This is a genomic window from Mesorhizobium sp. CA12, from assembly GCF_020165255.1.
Lineage (GTDB): Bacteria > Pseudomonadota > Alphaproteobacteria > Rhizobiales > Rhizobiaceae > Mesorhizobium.
In genome coordinates this window covers 286,966-304,364 of the sequence record NZ_JAIUHT010000005.1, presented here as the reverse complement: position 1 = coordinate 304,364, position 17,399 = coordinate 286,966, and the positions used below count along the sequence as shown (strand labels likewise).

15 protein-coding genes are annotated in these 17,399 nt (G+C 64.3%); 2 read left to right on the top strand and 13 right to left on the bottom strand.

Annotation, left to right across the window (positions count from 1 at the left end; genetic code table 11):
• The 7 genes from LB520_RS11805 to LB520_RS11775 all read right to left on the bottom strand — a co-directional run bounded on the left by LB520_RS11805 (window position 1) and on the right by LB520_RS11775 (window position 8,399).
• Window positions 1-1,656, bottom strand: coding sequence for an ABC transporter ATP-binding protein (locus LB520_RS11805; protein ID WP_224637607.1), 1,656 nt, complete (start codon window positions 1,654-1,656; stop codon window positions 1-3).
• Window positions 1,653-2,504, bottom strand: coding sequence for an ABC transporter permease (locus LB520_RS11800; protein ID WP_140841411.1), 852 nt, complete (start codon window positions 2,502-2,504; stop codon window positions 1,653-1,655). The genes LB520_RS11805 and LB520_RS11800 overlap by 4 nt, the downstream gene beginning before the upstream one ends.
• Window positions 2,501-3,451, bottom strand: a complete 951-nt coding sequence (locus tag LB520_RS11795; protein ID WP_224637606.1) for an ABC transporter permease — start codon at window positions 3,449-3,451, stop codon at window positions 2,501-2,503. Before LB520_RS11795 ends, LB520_RS11800 begins: the two co-directional genes overlap by 4 nt.
• An 85-nt stretch (window positions 3,452-3,536) precedes the next feature.
• Window positions 3,537-5,147, bottom strand: a complete 1,611-nt coding sequence (locus LB520_RS11790) for an ABC transporter substrate-binding protein (protein WP_224637605.1) — start codon at window positions 5,145-5,147, stop codon at window positions 3,537-3,539.
• A 64-nt stretch (window positions 5,148-5,211) separates the two neighbouring features.
• The gene (locus tag LB520_RS11785) at window positions 5,212-5,970 is read right to left on the bottom strand and encodes an HAD-IA family hydrolase (RefSeq protein ID WP_411969876.1); all 759 of its coding nucleotides are present in this window, start codon (window positions 5,968-5,970) and stop codon (window positions 5,212-5,214) included.
• Window positions 5,971-6,171: 201 nt separating this feature from the next.
• Window positions 6,172-7,545, bottom strand: coding sequence for an aspartate aminotransferase family protein (locus LB520_RS11780; protein WP_224637603.1), 1,374 nt, complete (start codon window positions 7,543-7,545; stop codon window positions 6,172-6,174).
• Between the two features lie 14 nt (window positions 7,546-7,559).
• A complete protein-coding gene (locus tag LB520_RS11775; RefSeq protein ID WP_224637602.1) occupies window positions 7,560-8,399 on the bottom strand; it encodes a GNAT family N-acetyltransferase in 840 nt (279 codons plus the stop codon).
• Between the two features lie 320 nt (window positions 8,400-8,719).
• Between LB520_RS11775 and LB520_RS11770 the strand changes: the two genes are divergently transcribed.
• Together LB520_RS11770 and LB520_RS11765 are read left to right on the top strand one after the other, a co-directional pair.
• On the top strand, window positions 8,720-9,388 hold the full coding sequence (locus LB520_RS11770) for a haloacid dehalogenase type II (RefSeq protein WP_224637601.1): 669 nt from the start codon (window positions 8,720-8,722) through the stop codon (window positions 9,386-9,388).
• Between the two features lie 16 nt (window positions 9,389-9,404).
• Window positions 9,405-10,679: an NAD(P)/FAD-dependent oxidoreductase gene (locus LB520_RS11765; RefSeq protein WP_224637600.1), complete on the top strand. Its 1,275-nt coding sequence runs from the start codon at window positions 9,405-9,407 to the stop codon at window positions 10,677-10,679.
• A 12-nt stretch (window positions 10,680-10,691) separates the two neighbouring features.
• On the opposite strand, the gene LB520_RS11760 is transcribed toward LB520_RS11765, so the two are convergent.
• The 6 genes from LB520_RS11760 to argE all read right to left on the bottom strand — a co-directional run bounded on the left by LB520_RS11760 (window position 10,692) and on the right by argE (window position 17,271).
• Window positions 10,692-12,149 carry an NAD-dependent succinate-semialdehyde dehydrogenase gene (locus tag LB520_RS11760; RefSeq protein ID WP_224637599.1) on the bottom strand — a complete coding sequence of 486 codons (1,458 nt, stop codon included), beginning with the start codon at window positions 12,147-12,149 and terminating at the stop codon, window positions 10,692-10,694.
• 17 nt (window positions 12,150-12,166) lie between these two features.
• Window positions 12,167-13,210, bottom strand: a complete 1,044-nt coding sequence (locus LB520_RS11755; RefSeq protein ID WP_224600497.1) for a tartrate dehydrogenase — start codon at window positions 13,208-13,210, stop codon at window positions 12,167-12,169.
• A gap of 10 nt (window positions 13,211-13,220) precedes the next feature.
• Window positions 13,221-14,684, bottom strand: a complete 1,464-nt coding sequence (locus tag LB520_RS11750; protein ID WP_224637598.1) for an aldehyde dehydrogenase family protein — start codon at window positions 14,682-14,684, stop codon at window positions 13,221-13,223.
• Window positions 14,685-14,832: 148 nt separating this feature from the next.
• Window positions 14,833-15,186, bottom strand: a complete 354-nt coding sequence (locus LB520_RS11745; protein ID WP_224637597.1) for a cupin domain-containing protein — start codon at window positions 15,184-15,186, stop codon at window positions 14,833-14,835.
• A 23-nt stretch (window positions 15,187-15,209) separates the two neighbouring features.
• Entirely contained in the window at window positions 15,210-16,133 is a 924-nt protein-coding gene (locus tag LB520_RS11740) for a 2-hydroxyacid dehydrogenase (RefSeq protein WP_224637596.1), read from the bottom strand.
• Between the two features lie 13 nt (window positions 16,134-16,146).
• Window positions 16,147-17,271, bottom strand: coding sequence for an acetylornithine deacetylase (gene argE, locus LB520_RS11735; RefSeq protein WP_224523322.1), 1,125 nt, complete (start codon window positions 17,269-17,271; stop codon window positions 16,147-16,149).
• Window positions 17,272-17,399 lie beyond the last annotated feature (128 nt).

Below are 17,399 nucleotides of genomic sequence, written 5' to 3'. Positions count from 1 at the left end.
TCAGCGGTGACCGTACTGGCTGACGAGCTCGGGGTCGCGGACGAGGCCGTCGAGCCAGGTCGGATCGAGCTTAGGCACGGAGGAGAACAGAAGCTTGGAATAGGGGTGGGTGGCCGCCTTGACCTTGTCGGGCGTGATCTGCTCCACCCGCTGGCCATTGTACATCACCATGATCTCGTCGCAGATGGCCTCGACGACGGAGAGGTCGTGGCTGATGAAGATATAGGAAAGGCCAAGCTCGCGCTGCAGCTCCTTGAGCAGTTCGATCACCGCGGCTGCCACCACCGTGTCGAGCGCCGAGGTGATTTCATCGCAGATGATGAGCTTGGGTCCGGCCGCCAAGGCACGCGCAAAGTTCACCCGCTGCTTCTGGCCGCCCGAAAGTTCCGACGGACGACGATAGCGCAGTGCTCTCGGTAGGCGGACCATGTCGAGCAGTTCGTCGACGCGCTTCGAGCGCGCCTGCCGGTCCAGTCGGTGATAGAAGGCCAGCGGGCGGGAGATGATGTCCTCCACCGGCTTGGCCGGATTGAGCGCGGTATCGGCATACTGGAAAACGATCTGCATCTCGCGCAACTGGTCCTGGCTGCGTTTGCTTGCGGCGCGCTCCAGTTGCTTGCCTTCGAAGACGATGTCGCCGGCCGCCGCCGGATGGATGCCGGCGATGACGCGCGCGAGCGTCGATTTTCCGCAGCCGGATTCTCCGATGACGCCGAGATTGCGCCCTTTCTCGACGACCAGGCTGACGGTATCGACGGCCCGGATAAGCGGCAGTCCATCGTCCCGCAAAGCGCCATAGCCGGCCGTCACATTGTCGATGCGCAGCAACGGCTTCGCGCCGGCATCTGCGTCCGCATGCGCTTGCCGCGGCTTCGGCTCGAAGGCAGCCAGCAGTTCACGCGTGTAAGGATGCTGCGCGGCCGAAAGAATCTGAGGCGTGCTGCCGGTCTCCTGCACTTCGCCGCCCTTCAGCACCACGATGTGGTCGGCGATCTGGGCGACGACGGCGAGATCGTGGGAAACATACACGCCTGCTATCCCGCCAGCCCGCATCACCGACTTGAACGCCTTCAGCACGTCGATCTGCGTCGTCACATCGAGGGCCGTCGTCGGCTCGTCGAAGATGACCAGCTTGGGATCGCCGATAAGCGCCATGGCCGCCGATAGCCGCTGCAACTGGCCGCCGGAAACCTGGTGCGGATAACGGGCGCCGATCCCTTCCGGATCCGGCAACGACAAGGCCCTGAACAGCTCGACAGCGCGCTTTCGCGCCTTCTCGAGAGGCATCAGCCTGTGGATGCGCGTAACCTCGATCACCTGCTCCATGATGGTCGCCGAGGGATTGAACGAGGCCGCGGCACTTTGTGGAACATAGGCAATGTCGGTGCCCCGCAGCTTGGCTCGCTGCTTTTCGGAAAGTGCGGCCATGTTCTTGCCGTTCACATTGATCTCGCCGCCGGTTATCCGGCAGCCGGGGCGTGTGTGCCCCATGAGCGAGAGCGCCACCGTCGTCTTGCCGGAGCCGCTCTCGCCGATCAGCGCGACGATCTCGCCGTCGGCGATGTCGAGGCTGACGCCCTTGATGATTTCGACGATCCGTCCGGAATCGGTCTTCGCCTCGATCCTCAGGTTCCTCACCTCGACGAGATTGGTCATGCGTCCCTGTCCCTGATCTTCTGCGGCAGGTTGTCGATCAGCAGGTTGACGCTGATGGTGAGGCTGGCGATCGCCAGCGAAGGTACGATGACTGCCGGCGCCGCGAACGGCAGGCCGCCGATATTCTCACGCACCAGCGCGCCCCAGTCGGCCAGAGGCGGTTGCAGCCCGAGCCCGAGAAAGGACAGGCCGGAAAGCAGGAGCACGATGAAGACGAAGCGCAGGCCGAAATCGGCGAGCACGGGGCGGATAATGTTGGGAAGGACCTCCGAGCCGATGAGATAGGCGGTGCTTTCGCCGCGCACGCGGGCGACGGTCATGAAGTCCATGGTGTTGATGTTGACGGCAAGCGCGCGGGCAAAACGGTAGGCGCCAGGGATATAGATCACCGCGAGCGTCAGGATCAGCACCGGGATCGACGAGCCGACCGCGGCAACGACGACGAGCCCGAATAGCTTGCTGGGGATGGAGTTCATGGCGTCGAGGAAGCGGCTGAGGCAGGTGTCGAACCACCCGCCGGTGACGGCCGCGACCATGCCGAGCACGACACCTGAAAAGCAGGCGATGAAGACGGCGGCAAGCGATATGCCCACGGTGTAGCGCGCGCCCATCAGCACCCGCGAGAGCATGTCGCGGCCGAGATAGTCCGAGCCCAGCCACAGGCCTTGGCGCATCGGGCCGAAATAGTCGTCATCGACGATGTCGCCGATCGGATGCGGGATGATGTAGGGCGCGAAGATGGCGATCAGCGTCCACGCCAGGATAACCAGCGAAGCCACGACGCCGACAAGATTGTAGCTGTGGCCGAGCAGAGATCGTCGGGAGGCTGCAGCGCGGGCCATCGTCATCTCAGCCTCGGGTTGGACATGATGGCCACGATGTCCGCGGCCGTGATGAGCAGCAGATAGCCGAGGCAGAAGATCATCGCGCAGCTCTGGATCAGCGGCAGGTCGCGCGTCGCGACGGCATCGACCATCAGCTTGGCGATGCCGGGATAGTTGAAGATTGTCTCAACGATGATGACCCCGCCAACCAGATAGGACAGCGACAGCGCAACCGCGTTGACGATCGGGCCGAGCGCATTGGGAAGCGCGTGCCTCAGCACCATGCGGCTGCGCGAAGCGCCCTTGAGCAGCGCCATCTCGGCGTAGGGCGTGGAGAGCGTTTCGATCACCGCGGCCCGCGTCATGCGTACCATCTGGGCGGAGATGACGAAGGTGAGCGTGATCACCGGCATTGCATAGATGCGCACCAAGTCGGTCAGCGAATGCGCCTCGTTGACGGAAGACAACGCCGGCAGCCATTTGAGATAGACCGCGAAGAGCAGGACCGCCAGCGTCGCGACCATGAACTCCGGCACCGAGATCACGCCGATCGAAAGCACGGTAACGGCGCGGTCATAGAGCGAGCCGCGCAGCATCGCGGCGGTGATGCCGAGCGTCAGCGCCAGCGGCACGGACAAGAGCGTTGTGATGGCGGCGAGCTTCATGGTGTTGACCAGACGGCCGCCGATCAGCGCTGCCACCGGCATGTTGTTGGCATAGGACGTGCCGAGGTCGCCATGCAGCAGGCCGAGAAGCCAGCGCAGGAAGCGCAGGATCGCCGGATCGTTGAGGTGCATGGCCTCGCGCAGGCCGGCGACCGCCTCCGGCGTCGCCGCCTGGCCCAGCAGGATCGACGCGGTGTCGCCAGGCAGCATGCTGGTGGCGAAAAACACGGCGAAGAGCACGATCAGAAGCGTGACGAGCGCGATCCCAAGCCGCTTCACCACGAGGTTCAAAACCCCAGACGTCATGGAAGCGCTCCTGCGGTTGCGTTCGGCCGATAATCTTGCCCTGGCAGTGCCGGGAGCCGGCTGACGGGCCCCCGGCAGGCGCCTCTCAGGCTTCGAGCCAGAGATATTCGGCCATTGCGTAGCCCATCATGCCACCAAGCGGGTTCGCTTCCAAACCCTTCACTTTGCTGGAGAGGGCATCGACGTTGGAGATATAGGCCGGGATGATGGTGCCCGCCTCCTCGGACACCATGGTCTGCATCTGGTCGTAGATCTCCTTGCGCTTGGCCTGGTCGAGGGAGCCGCGCGCCTCGACAAGCATCTTGTCGAACTTCTCCGACTTGTACTGGCTTTCGTTCCAGGGCGCATTCGATGCGTATAGCAGCGAAAACAGGATGTCCGGGGTCGGGCGCGGATTGATATTGCCGAAATGGACCGGCGCCTTGAGCCAGTAATTGTCCCAGTACCCGTCGGAGGGGACGCGCTGGACATCGAGCTTCATGCCGATATCCGCCCCGGCCGCCTGGATGATTACGGCCATGTCGATCGAGGAGGTGGCAGCGTCGGAGGCAATCACCGGGATGGACTGGCCGAGCACGCCTGCCTTCTGGAAGTGGAACTTCGCCTTGTCCGGATCGAAAGCCTTCGGCTTGAGGTCGGCGTTGTGGAAGATGTTCGCCGGCGAGACCGGCTGGTCGTTGCCGATCTCTCCAAGGCCGCGCAATGCCGATTTGACGATCTGCTCGCGGTTGACGAGATATTTCATGCCGGCCACGAAGTCGGCCTTGCTGCCGGGGTCCATATCGAGCCGAATGTTGAGGTCGGTGTAGTTGCCCGAGGTCGTCTTCGACAATTCGAAACCCTGCTGGCCGCTGATGAGCTTCATCGCGCGCGGATTGATCGAGGCGGCGAAGCCGATATCGCCCGACAGAAGCGCGTTGACGCGCGCGCTGTCGTCGCTGATGGCGATGAACTCGAAGGAATCGAGATAAGGCTTGCCCGACTTCCAGTAGTTCTTGTTCTTGGTGACCACCGAGCGCACGCCCGGCTCGAAGGTCTCCAGCACGAAAGCGCCCGTGCCGTTGCCTTTGGAAAAGTCGGTGGTGCCGTCCCTTACGATCATGAAGTGATGGAGCGCCAGGATGGTCGGGAGGTCGGCGTTCGGGTCGGCGAGCGTGATTTCGACGGTCGACTTGTCGACAGATTTGAAGCCCGTCATCTGCGCGGCGATCTTGGCGACCTTGGAGCCGACTGCCTTGTCGAGGTGACGCTTCAGCGAGAAGACGACGTCGTCGGCGGTGAGGTCCTTGCCGTCATGGAACGTGACGCCCTTGCGCAGCTTCACCGTCCAGGTCTTGGCGTCCTTGCTGTCGATGCTTTCGGCCAGCTCCATCTGCGTCTTGCCATCCTTGTCGAGGAAGGTCAGGCGGTTATAGAGCGAGCAGCAGCGGACATAGTCGGTGGAGAGCGACGCCTTGGCCGGATCGAGCGTATCGGCCGTCGAGGACGACCAGCCGGCAGCCTTGAGGTGGCCGCCTGAGACTGGCGTGGCGGCGACGGCATTAGTGGCTCGGCCGAGCACAGCGCTTCCCGCGGCAAAGGCGGCGCCGCCTGCCAGCAGCATTTTGAGGAGTTCGCGGCGGCTCGCGCCTCGCCGGATGGCGTTTTCGACCATCGCATCGTCTGCTCCGGTCCAGTTGGTGATCTTGTCGCTCATGTCATTCCCCTTTCTGTTGTTTGGCCGGGATGCGCGTCTTGATGCGGCTTTCCGGGTCTTGAGCTCAGGTTCGTTCCTTCAGGCTTTCCCGCACGGCCGCCGCAAAGTCGGCCATTGAGGTGAAGTGGTAGTCGGGCACGGTGAAGTGCTTGGGCTCTATCGTGCCGCCATAGCCCTTCTGGGCGTGGCGGCGCTCGATCCAGCAGTTGGTCATGCCGAGCGTCCGGGATATGCCGATGTCGTGATACTGGCTTTGCGCAACGTGCAGGATGTCGTCCTTGCTGTCGCCGCGGGACGCCACGAAGTCGAAGACCTTCTGAAAGAAGGCAGGGTCCGGCTTCTCGGTGCCGGTATCGTCGGCGGTGAAGGTAGCGAAGAAGGGCGATCCAAGCTGCCTCTCGAAATGGTCGAGAGCCCAGCGCCGGGCATTGGTCATGGCAATCAGCTTGTGGGACTTCGCAAGGTCGGCCAGCGCCGCCCTGCTGTCGGAAAAGCCTTGCCAGCCGCTCGCCGAATCCCGGAGGCGGGCGCCGTATTTCTCCTCGGCCGGCAGGCCGAGCCGCGGCGCGACGACCATGTAGACACGCGCGAGATCGTCGGGGAAAAGCTTCGCATCGGGCATGTAGCGGGCTTGCCGGTAAAGGGCGAGCGCTTCTTCGCCGTCGACGGAAGCACCGGCCTCCGCGGCGATCTCGGCCAGGCAGGTCGTGATGCCGCCTTCGAAGTCGATCAGCGTACCGACCACGTCGAAGGTCATGTATTTGAACTCGTTAAAGCCCCTGGCCAAGACTGGCTCTCCTCTGCGCGCGGCCGAATTACTCATGCTGAACAGAACAATATTCCGTGCTGTCCGGGGCGTCGGCCTTGTTCGAATGCCCGGAAATTCGGGCTTTCTGGCCTTGTCTTAAAAAGCAGTCTGGCACTTCCCCCGCGCTGGATTCGCCGAAAAGGCGCGAGGTAGCGGCACAAAATTGCGAAATCGTCCACCCCAGCGATATTTCGAGATGCGAAAAATGCGTCGCCTTCATGCAAGGGCTCGGCGGACATCGACATCATCCAGCGTCTGGTCCAGCGTTCGCCGCGTGCGCTCGATAATGGCATCGATGTCGCTGTCCGTGCAGCAGAGCGGAGGGGCATAGCCGAGAACACCGTGCGCAAATGCGCGGATGATGAGGCCATTGTCCCAGGCCCTGTCGAAGACGCGTCGCGCCGGCATGGCCGAGGCTGGAAGCGGCGTTTTCTTCTTTTTGTCGACCACCAGCTCGATCGCGGCAAGCATGCCGCGACCGCGCACGTCGCCGACCAATGGATGGTCGCTCAACCCTGATAGCCCCGCCATCAGGCGGGCGCCGGCCTTGACGCCGTTCTCCAGAAGGCCTTCCTCATAGAGCTTCAACACCTCGAGCGCGACGGCGGCGCTGACCGGATGGGCGGAATAGGTGTAGCCGTGGCCGACCGCAGAAGCACCCGCGCCATCGGCGATGACGTTGTAGACGTGGTCAGCCATGAACACAGCGCCCATTGGGACATAGCCCGAGGTCAGGCCCTTCGCGGTCGTCATGAAGTCAGGAACGATATCCTCCTCCGTGCAGGCAAACAGGGGGCCGGTGCGGCCGAAACCAGTGATCACCTCGTCGGCGATGAACAGGATGCCGTACTCACGGCAGAGCTCGCGCATAGCCTTGATCCAGCCCTTCGGCGGGACGATGACGCCGCCCGAGCCCTGGATCGGCTCGGCATAGAAGGCGGCGACCCGCTCCGGCCCGATCTCCTCGATCCTGCCCTTCAGCGCTGCAAGCGATGCGGCGGTGATGGCGTTCGGGTCATCGCCAACCGGATTGCGATAAGGATAGGCCGAGGGGATCTTGTGCTGCCATTCGAAGGGAATGCCGAAACCGGCATGAAAGGCGGGCAGGGCGGTCAGGCCTGCGCCGACCACCGACGATCCGTGATAACCCTGCTCAATGGAAATGAACTGGTCGCGTTGAGGCTCGCCTCTGGCATTCCAGTAATAGCGGATGAACCGGATTGTGCTGTCGACCGCGTCCGATCCCCCGAGCGTGAAATAGACGTGGTTGAGATCGCCGGGCGCGCGGTCCGCCAACTCCGAGGCGAGCCGGATGGCGGGCTCCGAGCCGAGATCGAAATAGGCGGTGGCGTAGGGCAACTCGCGCATCTGCCGGGCCGCCGCCTCGACGATGCTGTCATGACCATAGCCTGCATTCACGCACCACAGCCCGGCGAAGCCATCGACGAGTTGCTTGCCGGACGCGTCGGTCACGGTAGCGCCCTTCGCCGATTTCAGCACCCGCACGCCGAGCGCCTCGTGGCCGCGATAGGAGGAGACCGGGTGGATGAGGTGGGCGCGGTCGAGTTCGATCAGGGAATTGGCGAGCATTGTTGTCCTCCGGACTATCCGAGCGCCTGGTTGGCGAGGGCGTAAACTTTCGGCCTGACCGTTGCCGCATCCGCCCTGGCAGGACGGTCCATGGCGACTCCGCCGCCGACATGGGCGAGGCCGATTTCGGTCAGCCAGCCCGCGAGGCCGGTGCGGCTGTCGGTATCGACGCGCAGGAAGGCGCCGGGGCGCGACGCGGCGAAGAAGCTGATCAGCACTTTGGCGTCCGCGGCGCTGTCCGCAATGACGGGGCCAATCACCTCGCCGCGTCCGAACGGGCGGATCACGGCATAGGCCTTGATAGCGCCATCGCGGCGGATGACGGCGAATTGGCCGCGCTCGGCGAGCGCGTCGATCAAAGCTTGGCGATCAGCTCCGTAGGCGTCACGGTCCATCGCCTTGATCTCAGGCTGGTCACTGGCGCTTGCTGCTTCCACGCCATCGGGTGCGCCAAGCTTGGCGACGTTGCCCTGATGCTGCAGGATCGTGCCCGAGGGCGCGAAGCCGAGCTTCCGATAGAGCGGCATCCCGTCGGTTGTCGCGACAAGTCGCAGTGGACGGTCGCCTGCAAGGGCAAAGGCCTGTTCCATGAGCCGGCGCCCGAGCCCTTTGCCCCGCGCGTTCCTGTCGACGATCACCATGTTGATCATGGCGCAATCGCCGCCGTAGGGCGTCACCAGGATGGTGCCGGTGACCCGGCCCTGGTCGTCGAGCGCGACCGCGCCGCTGGAGAGCTGCAGCGCCATCTGCCAGTCTTGCGGGCGATGCGGCCAGTTCTCCTGGCGAGAAAGCGCGACTGCACCCTCGATATGATCTGGCCCAAAGTCCTGGAGTTCGATCTCGCCTTGCTGCATGAGGCACCTTTCCATCTGGCCCCAAGTCTCGGCCATCGGCGGGCTGCAGATCGTCTGAAGGTTTCGACTTCGGCAGTATCATTCGCCTTTGCGCAGGGGGTGCGCCGCATCTTGTGCTGGCGCGGGCCGCGGGCGGAAACTCGGGAAGCCGCGGACGACCCTCTCGACCGACCGCAAGATGCTACAGCGTGCCAAACCAGCGGGCGGATACGCAACTTTCTGCTTTCGCGGGGCCGATTTCGGTCAAGTGACCGGCCGCCCGCCCGCATATGATGACGAAATCCCAAAGCGGGGTGCGTTTCCACCGGAGATCGACGGACATGGCTTCCTTCAGGCCCAAATACATCACCTTCGACTGCTACGGCACGTTGACTTTTTTCCAGATGGCGGAGGCGGCACGCGATCTTTATGGCAGCCGGCTTGACGAGCCGCGCATGCAGGAGTTCATCAAGAACTTCGCGGCGTACCGGCTTGATGAGATCATGGGCGACTGGAAGCCCTATGCCGAGGTCATCCACAATGCGCTGGAACGCGCCTGCAAGCGCAACGCTGTCGTCTTCAGCCCCGACGATGCCAAAATGGTCTATGAGCGTGTCCCGACCTGGGGGCCGCACGCCGACGTTCCGGCCGGCCTTGCCAAGGTCGCCAAGGAAATTCCGCTGGTCATCCTCTCCAACGCCATGAACGCGCAGATCATGTCCAACGTCGAAAAGCTCGGCGCACCGTTCCATGCCGTCTACACGGCCGAGCAGGCGCAGGCCTATAAGCCGCGCTTCAGAGCCTTTGAATACATGCTCGACAGGCTTGGCTGCGGTCCGGAAGACATCCTTCACTGTTCGTCTTCCTTCCGCTACGACCTGATGTCGGCCCATGATCTCGGCATCAAGAACAAAGTTTGGGTCAACCGCGGCCACGAGCCGGCCAATCCCTATTACGGCTACGTGGAGATATCCGATATTTCCGGGCTGCCGGGTGTGGTCGGGCTCTGAAACAGGCGGGTTACCGATGAAGTTCGTCTCCTACTGGCACGACACCGCCCCGGTCTTTTCCGGCGGGGCGGAAGGCCCGGTCGAGGGGCACTATGATGCGGCGATCGTCGGCGGCGGCTTCACCGGTCTCGCCGCCGCGCGCCAGCTGGCGAAGGCCGGGGCGAAGGTGATTGTGCTGGAGGCGGAGCGCGCGGGCTGGGGCGCGTCGGGGCGCAATGGCGGTCACCTGAACAACGGTCTCGCCCACAGCTATCTTTCGGCCAAGGCGGAGCTTGGCAAGGAACGCGCGATAGCCCTCTACCGGGCGCTAGACGAGTCCGTCGACACCATCGAGGCGCTGGTCGCCGAGGAAGGCATCGATTGCAACTTCCGCCGCGCCGGCAAGCTCAAGCTCGCCTCCAAGCCGCAGCATTTCGAAGCGATCGCCCGCAACTTCGAAGCCGTCCATGCCGAAGTGGATCCGGATACGGCGCTGCTTTCAGCAGTCGACCTCAAATCCGAGATCGGCTCGCCCTTCCATGGCGCAATGCTGTCGAAGAAAAGCGCCATGATGCATATGGGCCGCTATGTGGCTGGGCTGGCGACAGCCGCGGTTCGCCATGGCGCCGTTATCCACGAGAATGCGGCGGTGACGGATCACAGGCAGTCCGGCACGCGGCATCAGCTGACCACCTCCCGCGGCCGCATCAGCGCCGACAATGTGCTGCTGGCCACGGGCGCCTACACGACATCGAATTTCGGCTATTTCCGCCGCAGGCTTATCTCCGTCGGCAGCTTCATCATCGCCACGCGGCCGCTGCTCGACGCCGAGATCGCCGTGACCATGCCGGGCAACCGGACATGCGTGACCTCGATGAACATCGGCAACTACTTCCGACTTTCGCCGGACAAGCGCCTGATCTTTGGCGGCCGCGCCCGCTTCTCGGCAACATCGGACCAGCGCTCCGATGCCAGGAGCGGACAGATATTGCGGGCAAGCCTCGCGGCGATCTTCCCGCAGCTCGCGAACGTCGAGATCGACTATTGCTGGGGCGGGCTGGTCGACATGACCAAGGACCGGTTCCCGCGGGCCGGCTACCATGACGGGGTCTGGTACGCGATGGGCTATTCCGGCCACGGCGCGCAGCTCTCCACCCATCTCGGCATGATCATGGCCGATGCCATGCTCGGCCGCGAGGACCGCAATCCGGTGAAGGGGGTCGAGTGGCCTGCCATTCCCGGCTATTCTGGCAAGCCTTGGTTCCTGCCCATGGTCGGTCTCTACTACAAGGCGCTCGACCGGATCCAGTGATCGGGCTGGGGTTTAGCCCAGCCCGCCTATGTGGAAGCTCTTCATCTCCAAATATTCCTCGATGCCGGCCTGCGCGCCCTCGCGCCCGAGGCCGGACTGCTTGACGCCGCCGAAGGGGGCTATCTCCATCGAGACCGAGCCGGTGTTGAGACCCACCATGCCGAACTCCAGCGCCTCGCCGACGCGCCAGGCGCGCTTCAGATTCTCGGTGTAGAAATAGGAAGCAAGCCCATAGGGCGTGCCGTTGGCCAGTGCGATCGCGTCCTCTTCCGTCTCGAAACGGAAAAGCGGTGCGACCGGACCGAAAGTCTCCTCGCCGGCGAGCTGCATCTCAGCCGTGGCGCCGGCCAGCACGAGTGGCGCGACATACTGAGGGCCCTCCGGCAGCACCGGCTTCTCGGTGACGATCGTCGCGCCCTTGGCGAGCGCGTCCTCGACGTGCCGATTGATCTTCTCGACCGCCGCCATGTTGATCATCGGTCCGATCGCGACGCCGGGCTGCGTGCCCGGTCCCACCGTCAACGCACTGACGCGGGCGCTGAGCTTGGCGGCGAAGTCTTCATAGACTGCGGCCTGAACGAGGATGCGGTTGGCGCAGACACAGGTCTGGCCGCCATTGCGGAATTTTGACGCGAGCGCGCCTTCGACGGCGAGGTCGAGATCGGCGTCATCGAAGACGATGAAGGGCGCGTTGCCGCCGAGCTCAAGGCTGAGCCGCTTCACGCTGTCGGCCGCGCCGCGCATCAGCAGTGAGCCGACCCTGGTCGAACCGGTGAAGGAAATCTTGCGCACGGTCTCGTTCGCCATGATTTCGTTGCCGATCTCGGCCGGCATGCCCGTGACGATGTTGATGACGCCGGCCGGAATGCCCGCCCGTTCGGCGAGCACGCCCAGCGCCAGTGCCGAATAGGGCGTGAACTCGGACGGCTTGATGACCACGGTGCAGCCGGCGGCCAACGCCGGCGCGACTTTGCGGGTGATCATTGCATTGGGAAAATTCCACGGCGTGATGATGCCGCAAACGCCGACCGGTTCTCTCAGCACGATGATGCGGCGGTCGGCCGTGGGCGCGGGGATAGTGTGGCCGTTGATGCGGCGCGCCTCCTCGGCGAACCATTTGACGAAGGAGGCGCCGTAGCGGATCTCGCCTTTGGCCTCGTCCAGCGGCTTGCCCTGTTCGGTCGTCAGGATCAATGCGAGATCGTCCAGATGCTTGAGCATCAGGCCATGCCAGGCCTCCAGCAGGGCGGCGCGTTCGGCATGGGTCTTCTTTTTCCAATCCTGATAGGCGGAAGCCGCGGCCTGTATGGCCGTGCGGGTCTCCGGACCAGCCATGTCGGGCACTGTGCCGACCGATAGCTGTGTTGCAGGATCAATCACATCGACCGTCCTGCCGGAACCTGCCGCGACCCATCTCCCGCCGATGAGGCCGGCCTCGCGGAAGAGACTTTTGTCATTCAGGTTTTTCATCAATACGACCTCGCAAATCAGGTGAGCGCCGCGACGACGGCGGCGGTGATGGCTTCCGTGCTGTCCTTGCCAGGGGCGGTGCCAATGCCTTGCGCTGTCGTCGCCTCGAGCGCCTTCATGACGCGGCCGGCCGCATCCTTCTCGCCAAGGTGATCGAGCATCATGGCGCCGGACCAGATGGTGGCGATCGGATTGGCGATGCCGAGATGGGCGATGTCGGGCGCGGAGCCGTGCACTGGCTCGAACATCGACGGCGCCGAGCGGTCGGGGTTGATGTTGGCGGAAGCCGCGTAGCCGAGTCCGCCCTGGATGGCCGCGCCGATATCCGTCAGGATGTCGCCGAAGAGATTGGAAGCGACGACCACGTCGAGACTTTCCGGCGCCATGATCATCCGCGCGGCGAGCCCGTCGACATGATAGCTGGTGACGGCGACATCAGGATATTCCGCCGCCAGCTTGCGGGTGATCTCGTCCCAGAACACCATCGAGTATTTCTGCGCATTGGACTTGGTGACGGAGGCGAGCTTGCCGTGCCGCAACCGCGCCTGCTCGAAGCCGAAGCGCAGGATGCGCTCGACGCCGGCCCGGGTGAAGATCGAGGTCTCCACAGCGACCTCGTCCAGTGTGCCCTGATGCACGCGCCCGCCGGCGCCGGAATATTCGCCTTCGGTGTTTTCGCGGATGCAGAGGATGTCGAAGCTCTCGGCCCGCAGCGGACCTCTGACGCCCGGCAGCAGCCGGTGCGGCCTGATATTGGCGTATTGCACGAAGGCTTTGCGGATCGGCAGCAGCAGGCCGTGCAGCGAGACGGAATCCGGCACCTCCGCCGGCCAGCCGACCGCGCCGAGAAGGATGGCATCGAAGCCGCGCAAAGTCTCGATGCCGTCCTTGGGCATCATGCGGCCGGTTTCCTTGAAGAAGCGGCAGGACCAGGGGAACTCCGTGCCTGCAAGGCAAAAGCCTCCCTGCATGGCTACCGTTTCCAACATCGCCCAGGCAGCGGCAATGACGTCGGGGCCGATGCCGTCACCGGGGATCAGGGCAATAGAGTAGGTTTTCATCGACATCTCTTCACAGGGTGATCAGGACGCTCTTGGTCCTGCGATTGGCGAGGTAGGCTTCGCGGCCAAGATCCTTGCCAATCCCCGAGCGCTTGTAGCCGCCGGTCGGCAGGATGTGGTCGCGCGAGCGGCTGTAGCGATTGACCCAGACGGTGCCCGCCTCGAGCCTGCGCGCGAAACGGATCGTGCGCGACAGGTCGGCGGTGAACAGGCCGGAGGCCAGCCCGTAGGCCGGATGGCTGGACAGCGCCAGCGCCTCTTCCTCGGTCTCGAAGGTCTGGACGGTCAGGACCGGGCCGAAGATTTCCTCGACGATCGCCGGATTGTGCTGGCGGACATTGGTGATCAGCGTCGGCTGGTAGAAATAACCGCGGCTCTCCATAAAGGTGCCGCCCGTCAGGCATTCGCCGCCGGCGGCGACAGCGGCCCGCACGATGCCGTCAACACGCGCCCGCTGCCGTTCCGAGATGATCGGCGAATACTGCGTCGCCTCCTCCCAGGTCGGGCCAGGCCTCATAGCCTTGATCTTTTCCAGGATCGAGGCCGTCAGCCGGTCGGCCACACTCTTCTCGACGATCAGGCGTGTGCCGGCCACACAGGCTTGGCCGGCATTGAAGGTGACGCTGCCGGCGATTGCTGCCGCCGCCTTGTCGAGATCGGCATCGGCAAAGACGAGCTGCGGGCTCTTGCCGCCGAGCTCCAGCGTCATCGGCTTGACGCCGGTGCGGGCGACGTTCTCCATGATGGCTGAGCCGGCGCGGGTCGAACCGGTGAAGCTGACCTTGGCGATCTCGGGATGACCGGTGAGCGCCGTGCCGGTCGTCGGGCCGTCGCCGAGCACCACGTTGATCAGCCCCGCCGGCAGGCCGGCCCTGACCGCAAGCTCTGCCATGTAGATAGCCGAGAAGGGCGTCATTTCCGACGGCTTCAGCACGACTGCATTGCCCGCGGCCAGCGCCGGGCCGAGTTTCCATCCGGCCATCGAGATCGGAAAATTCCACGGCGTGATCGCACCGACCACGCCATAGGGCTCGCTCATGATCATGCCGAGACTGGCGTCGTCGGTCGGCACCAGCTCGCTGCCTTCCTTGTCGGCGAACTCGGCAAAGAAGCGGATCTGCTCGGCGGTGACGGCGATGTCGCCGGCGACGAGCTGGCCCACGGGCCGGGTCGAGCTCAGGGCCTCGATCCGGGCGAGCGTTTGGGCCTCCGCCTCCATCAGATCGGCCCAGGCGTGGAGCGCCTTGGTGCGCTCGCGCGGCCGGACGCCGCCCCAGTTGCTGGCTTTCAGCGCGGCCTTCGCGCTTTCCACCGCCCGGTCGACCAAATCCACACCGGCCACGGGGCAGGCGGCATAGGATTTGCCATCGGACGGACGGCGCATCTCCATCGCTCCCTCGGCCGAAACCAGCTCCCCATCGATGAAGTGGCCGACGGGCAGAGGAATTGTATCGGGATCGAAGCTCAGGCTCATGGGCAACCACTTGGCGGCATCGGCCTGAGCCTAGCCCGTGCGGGCGCGCAGCATGCGCTGTTCGGTGACCCGCAGCCGACGAATGTTGCGTGCTCGGGACAAGAGACGGCAAAATCTTCCGCGGCAGGATCGCCCGGGCGGATGCTCGCTAGCCCACCGTCACGTAGATCTTGCGCACGGTCTCCAGTGTTCTCCAAATGCCGGTGAAGCCCGGCTTCATCACGAAGCTATCGCCGGCCCGGTAGGTCACCTTTTCGCCGGCGTCGGGCGTGATTTCGACCACGCCGGCGAGGATATGGCAGAACTCGAAAGTCTCCCCCTTGATCGAGCGCGTTTCGCCGGGCGTAGCCTCCCAGACGCCGGTATGGACAAGGTCGTCCTTGGCGACGTCCTGAGCCCAGGTTTTGAAGGCGGGGTCGCCGGCAATCAGCCGCTCTGGCAACGCGTTCGATTCGCGAGGCGAAAAGCTTGGGTTGATATCGATGGACTTGAGCAGGGACAAAGGATGGCCTTTCCAGTTGAATTTCAATAACCGCGCGACCGGTCGACGAGCCCGATGGGATCGAGACCGGCGCGGTGGCGCCTGATGTTGTCGATTACGGCGCGCGCGGCGCTCGCGGGTTGGGTGACGCTGGCTATATGCGGAGTCAGGATGATCTTCGGATGCGACCAGAACGGATGTCCCGCGGGCAGCGGTTCGGGATTGGTCACGTCGATCATCGCCGACGACAGATGGCCGCTATCGAGCGCGGCGACAAGCGCTTCTTGGTCGAGCTGCGGGCCTCGACCCGTATGAACGAGAGACGCCCCTTCAGGCAGTTTCGCAAACAGGCCGGCATTCAAAAGTTCACGCGTCTCCTCGGTCAATGGCAGCAGGCAGACCAGGATGTCGCTGGTTGCCAGCATTTGCTCTAATCCGAGCTCGCCATGATGACAGGCCACGCCCTCGATCTGCCGTGGCGAGCGGCTCCAGCCGGCGAGCGGGAAGCCGAAGGGTTTCAGCCGGTCGAGGACAGCTTGGCCGAGTTGGCCCAGGCCGAGCACGCCGATCCGGCGCAATGCTGCCTGGAGTTGCGGGATGTCGCGCCACTGTCCGGCGCGCTGCTGTGACAGATAGGTCGGCAGGTTGCGGTGGAGAGCGAGCACGGCGAGCGTCACATATTCCTGCATCATGCGCACGATGCCTTCCTCGATCATGCGCACGATTTTCAACTTCGCAGGCACTGCATCGAAGCGGAACTGGTCGACGCCGGCGCCGATGGAAAACAGGATCTCTAGATTCCTGTAGCGGGAGAGGTCCTGCGGAACGGTCCAGGTGATCAGATAGCGCACGGCGTCGGGATCGACCGTCGCCGGGTTCATCGCGAAGGGCAGTTCGGGGAATTGCCTGGCGAAGACATCGGCGAAAATCGCACCGCGCTGCGCATCGGAGTTGAACAGGAAGGTCATTCCGGCTGCTCCTTCAGCCCACGCAACGCGCGCCCAGCGCGTCGATCATCTGCCGGCAGGCGGTGAGTTCGCTGGCGAAGATGTATTCATCCGGCTTGTGGGCGCGGCCGATGTCGCCGGGGCCGCAGATGATCGCGTCCAGCCCCGCGGCCTGGTACAGCCCGGCCTCGGTGCCGTAGCTGACGGCGGCGAGCGGCGTCTGGCCGGTCAGCTCTTGCAACAGCGCCGCCAGCGGCGCGTCCTGCGGCAGCGACAGCGCCGGATAGGCGCTGACCGGCGTCCACTCGACACGATAGCCTTTGGCGGCAATGGCCCCGGTCCTCGCCTTGACGGGCGCGAGCAGGCTGGCCGGATCAATGCCGGGTACGGCGCGCGCCTCCAGATCCAGCGTGCAGGTATCGGGGATGATGTTGACTGACTGGCCGCCGGCGATCACGCCGGCCTGCAGCGAGGAATAGGGCGGCTCAAAGGCCGCATCGAACGGGCCGTGCATCAGCCCTCCGGCTTCGCTCACGGCCGTGCTCAGGACATCGGCCATCGCATGGATGGCATTGAGACCTAGATCGGGGCGAGAGGAATGGCCTGAGCGCCCCCTTATGGTCACGCGGGCGGCCGCCTTGCCCTTGTGGCCGCGCACAGCGCGCATGCCGCTCGGCTCGCCGACGATGACGCCGAGCGGCTTGGCGCAAAGTTCGGGAAGGCGGGCGATCAGATGCGGCACGCCGCGACACCCGACCTCCTCGTCATAGGAGAAGGCGAGGTGGATCGGCCGGGCGAGGCGCAGTCCCGCGAGCATGGGCGCGGCCGCAAGCGCGGCGGCGAGAAACCCCTTCATGTCCGTTGTGCCGCGTCCATACAGCCGTTCGCCCTCCCGACGCAGGGCAAAAGGCGGCGAGCTCCATTGCGGCTCGCCGGCGGGGACGACGTCCATGTGGCCGGAAAGGACATAGCCAGGAACATCGGCGGGGCCGATTGTCGCGAAAAGATTGGAACGGTCGCCTTCCGGCCCGGGAAGCAGGGTGACCTCAGCGCCATGTTCGTGGAGATAGGCCGCGATCCAGCCCGCAATGTCGCCGTTCGACTTGCCGGCGACCGACGGAAAGGCGACAAGACGGTCGAGGATGTCAAAGACGTCCATTCCAGACCCTCAAGGCATTTTTGGGTTTACGGGCTCGGTCCCGCTGGCCATAACTGCAGAATTGCCGCAGAGCATGGGCGCGTTCTTTCGCGATTGCGTGCCGAAAGCGGAAGTGTTTCAGTCGAATC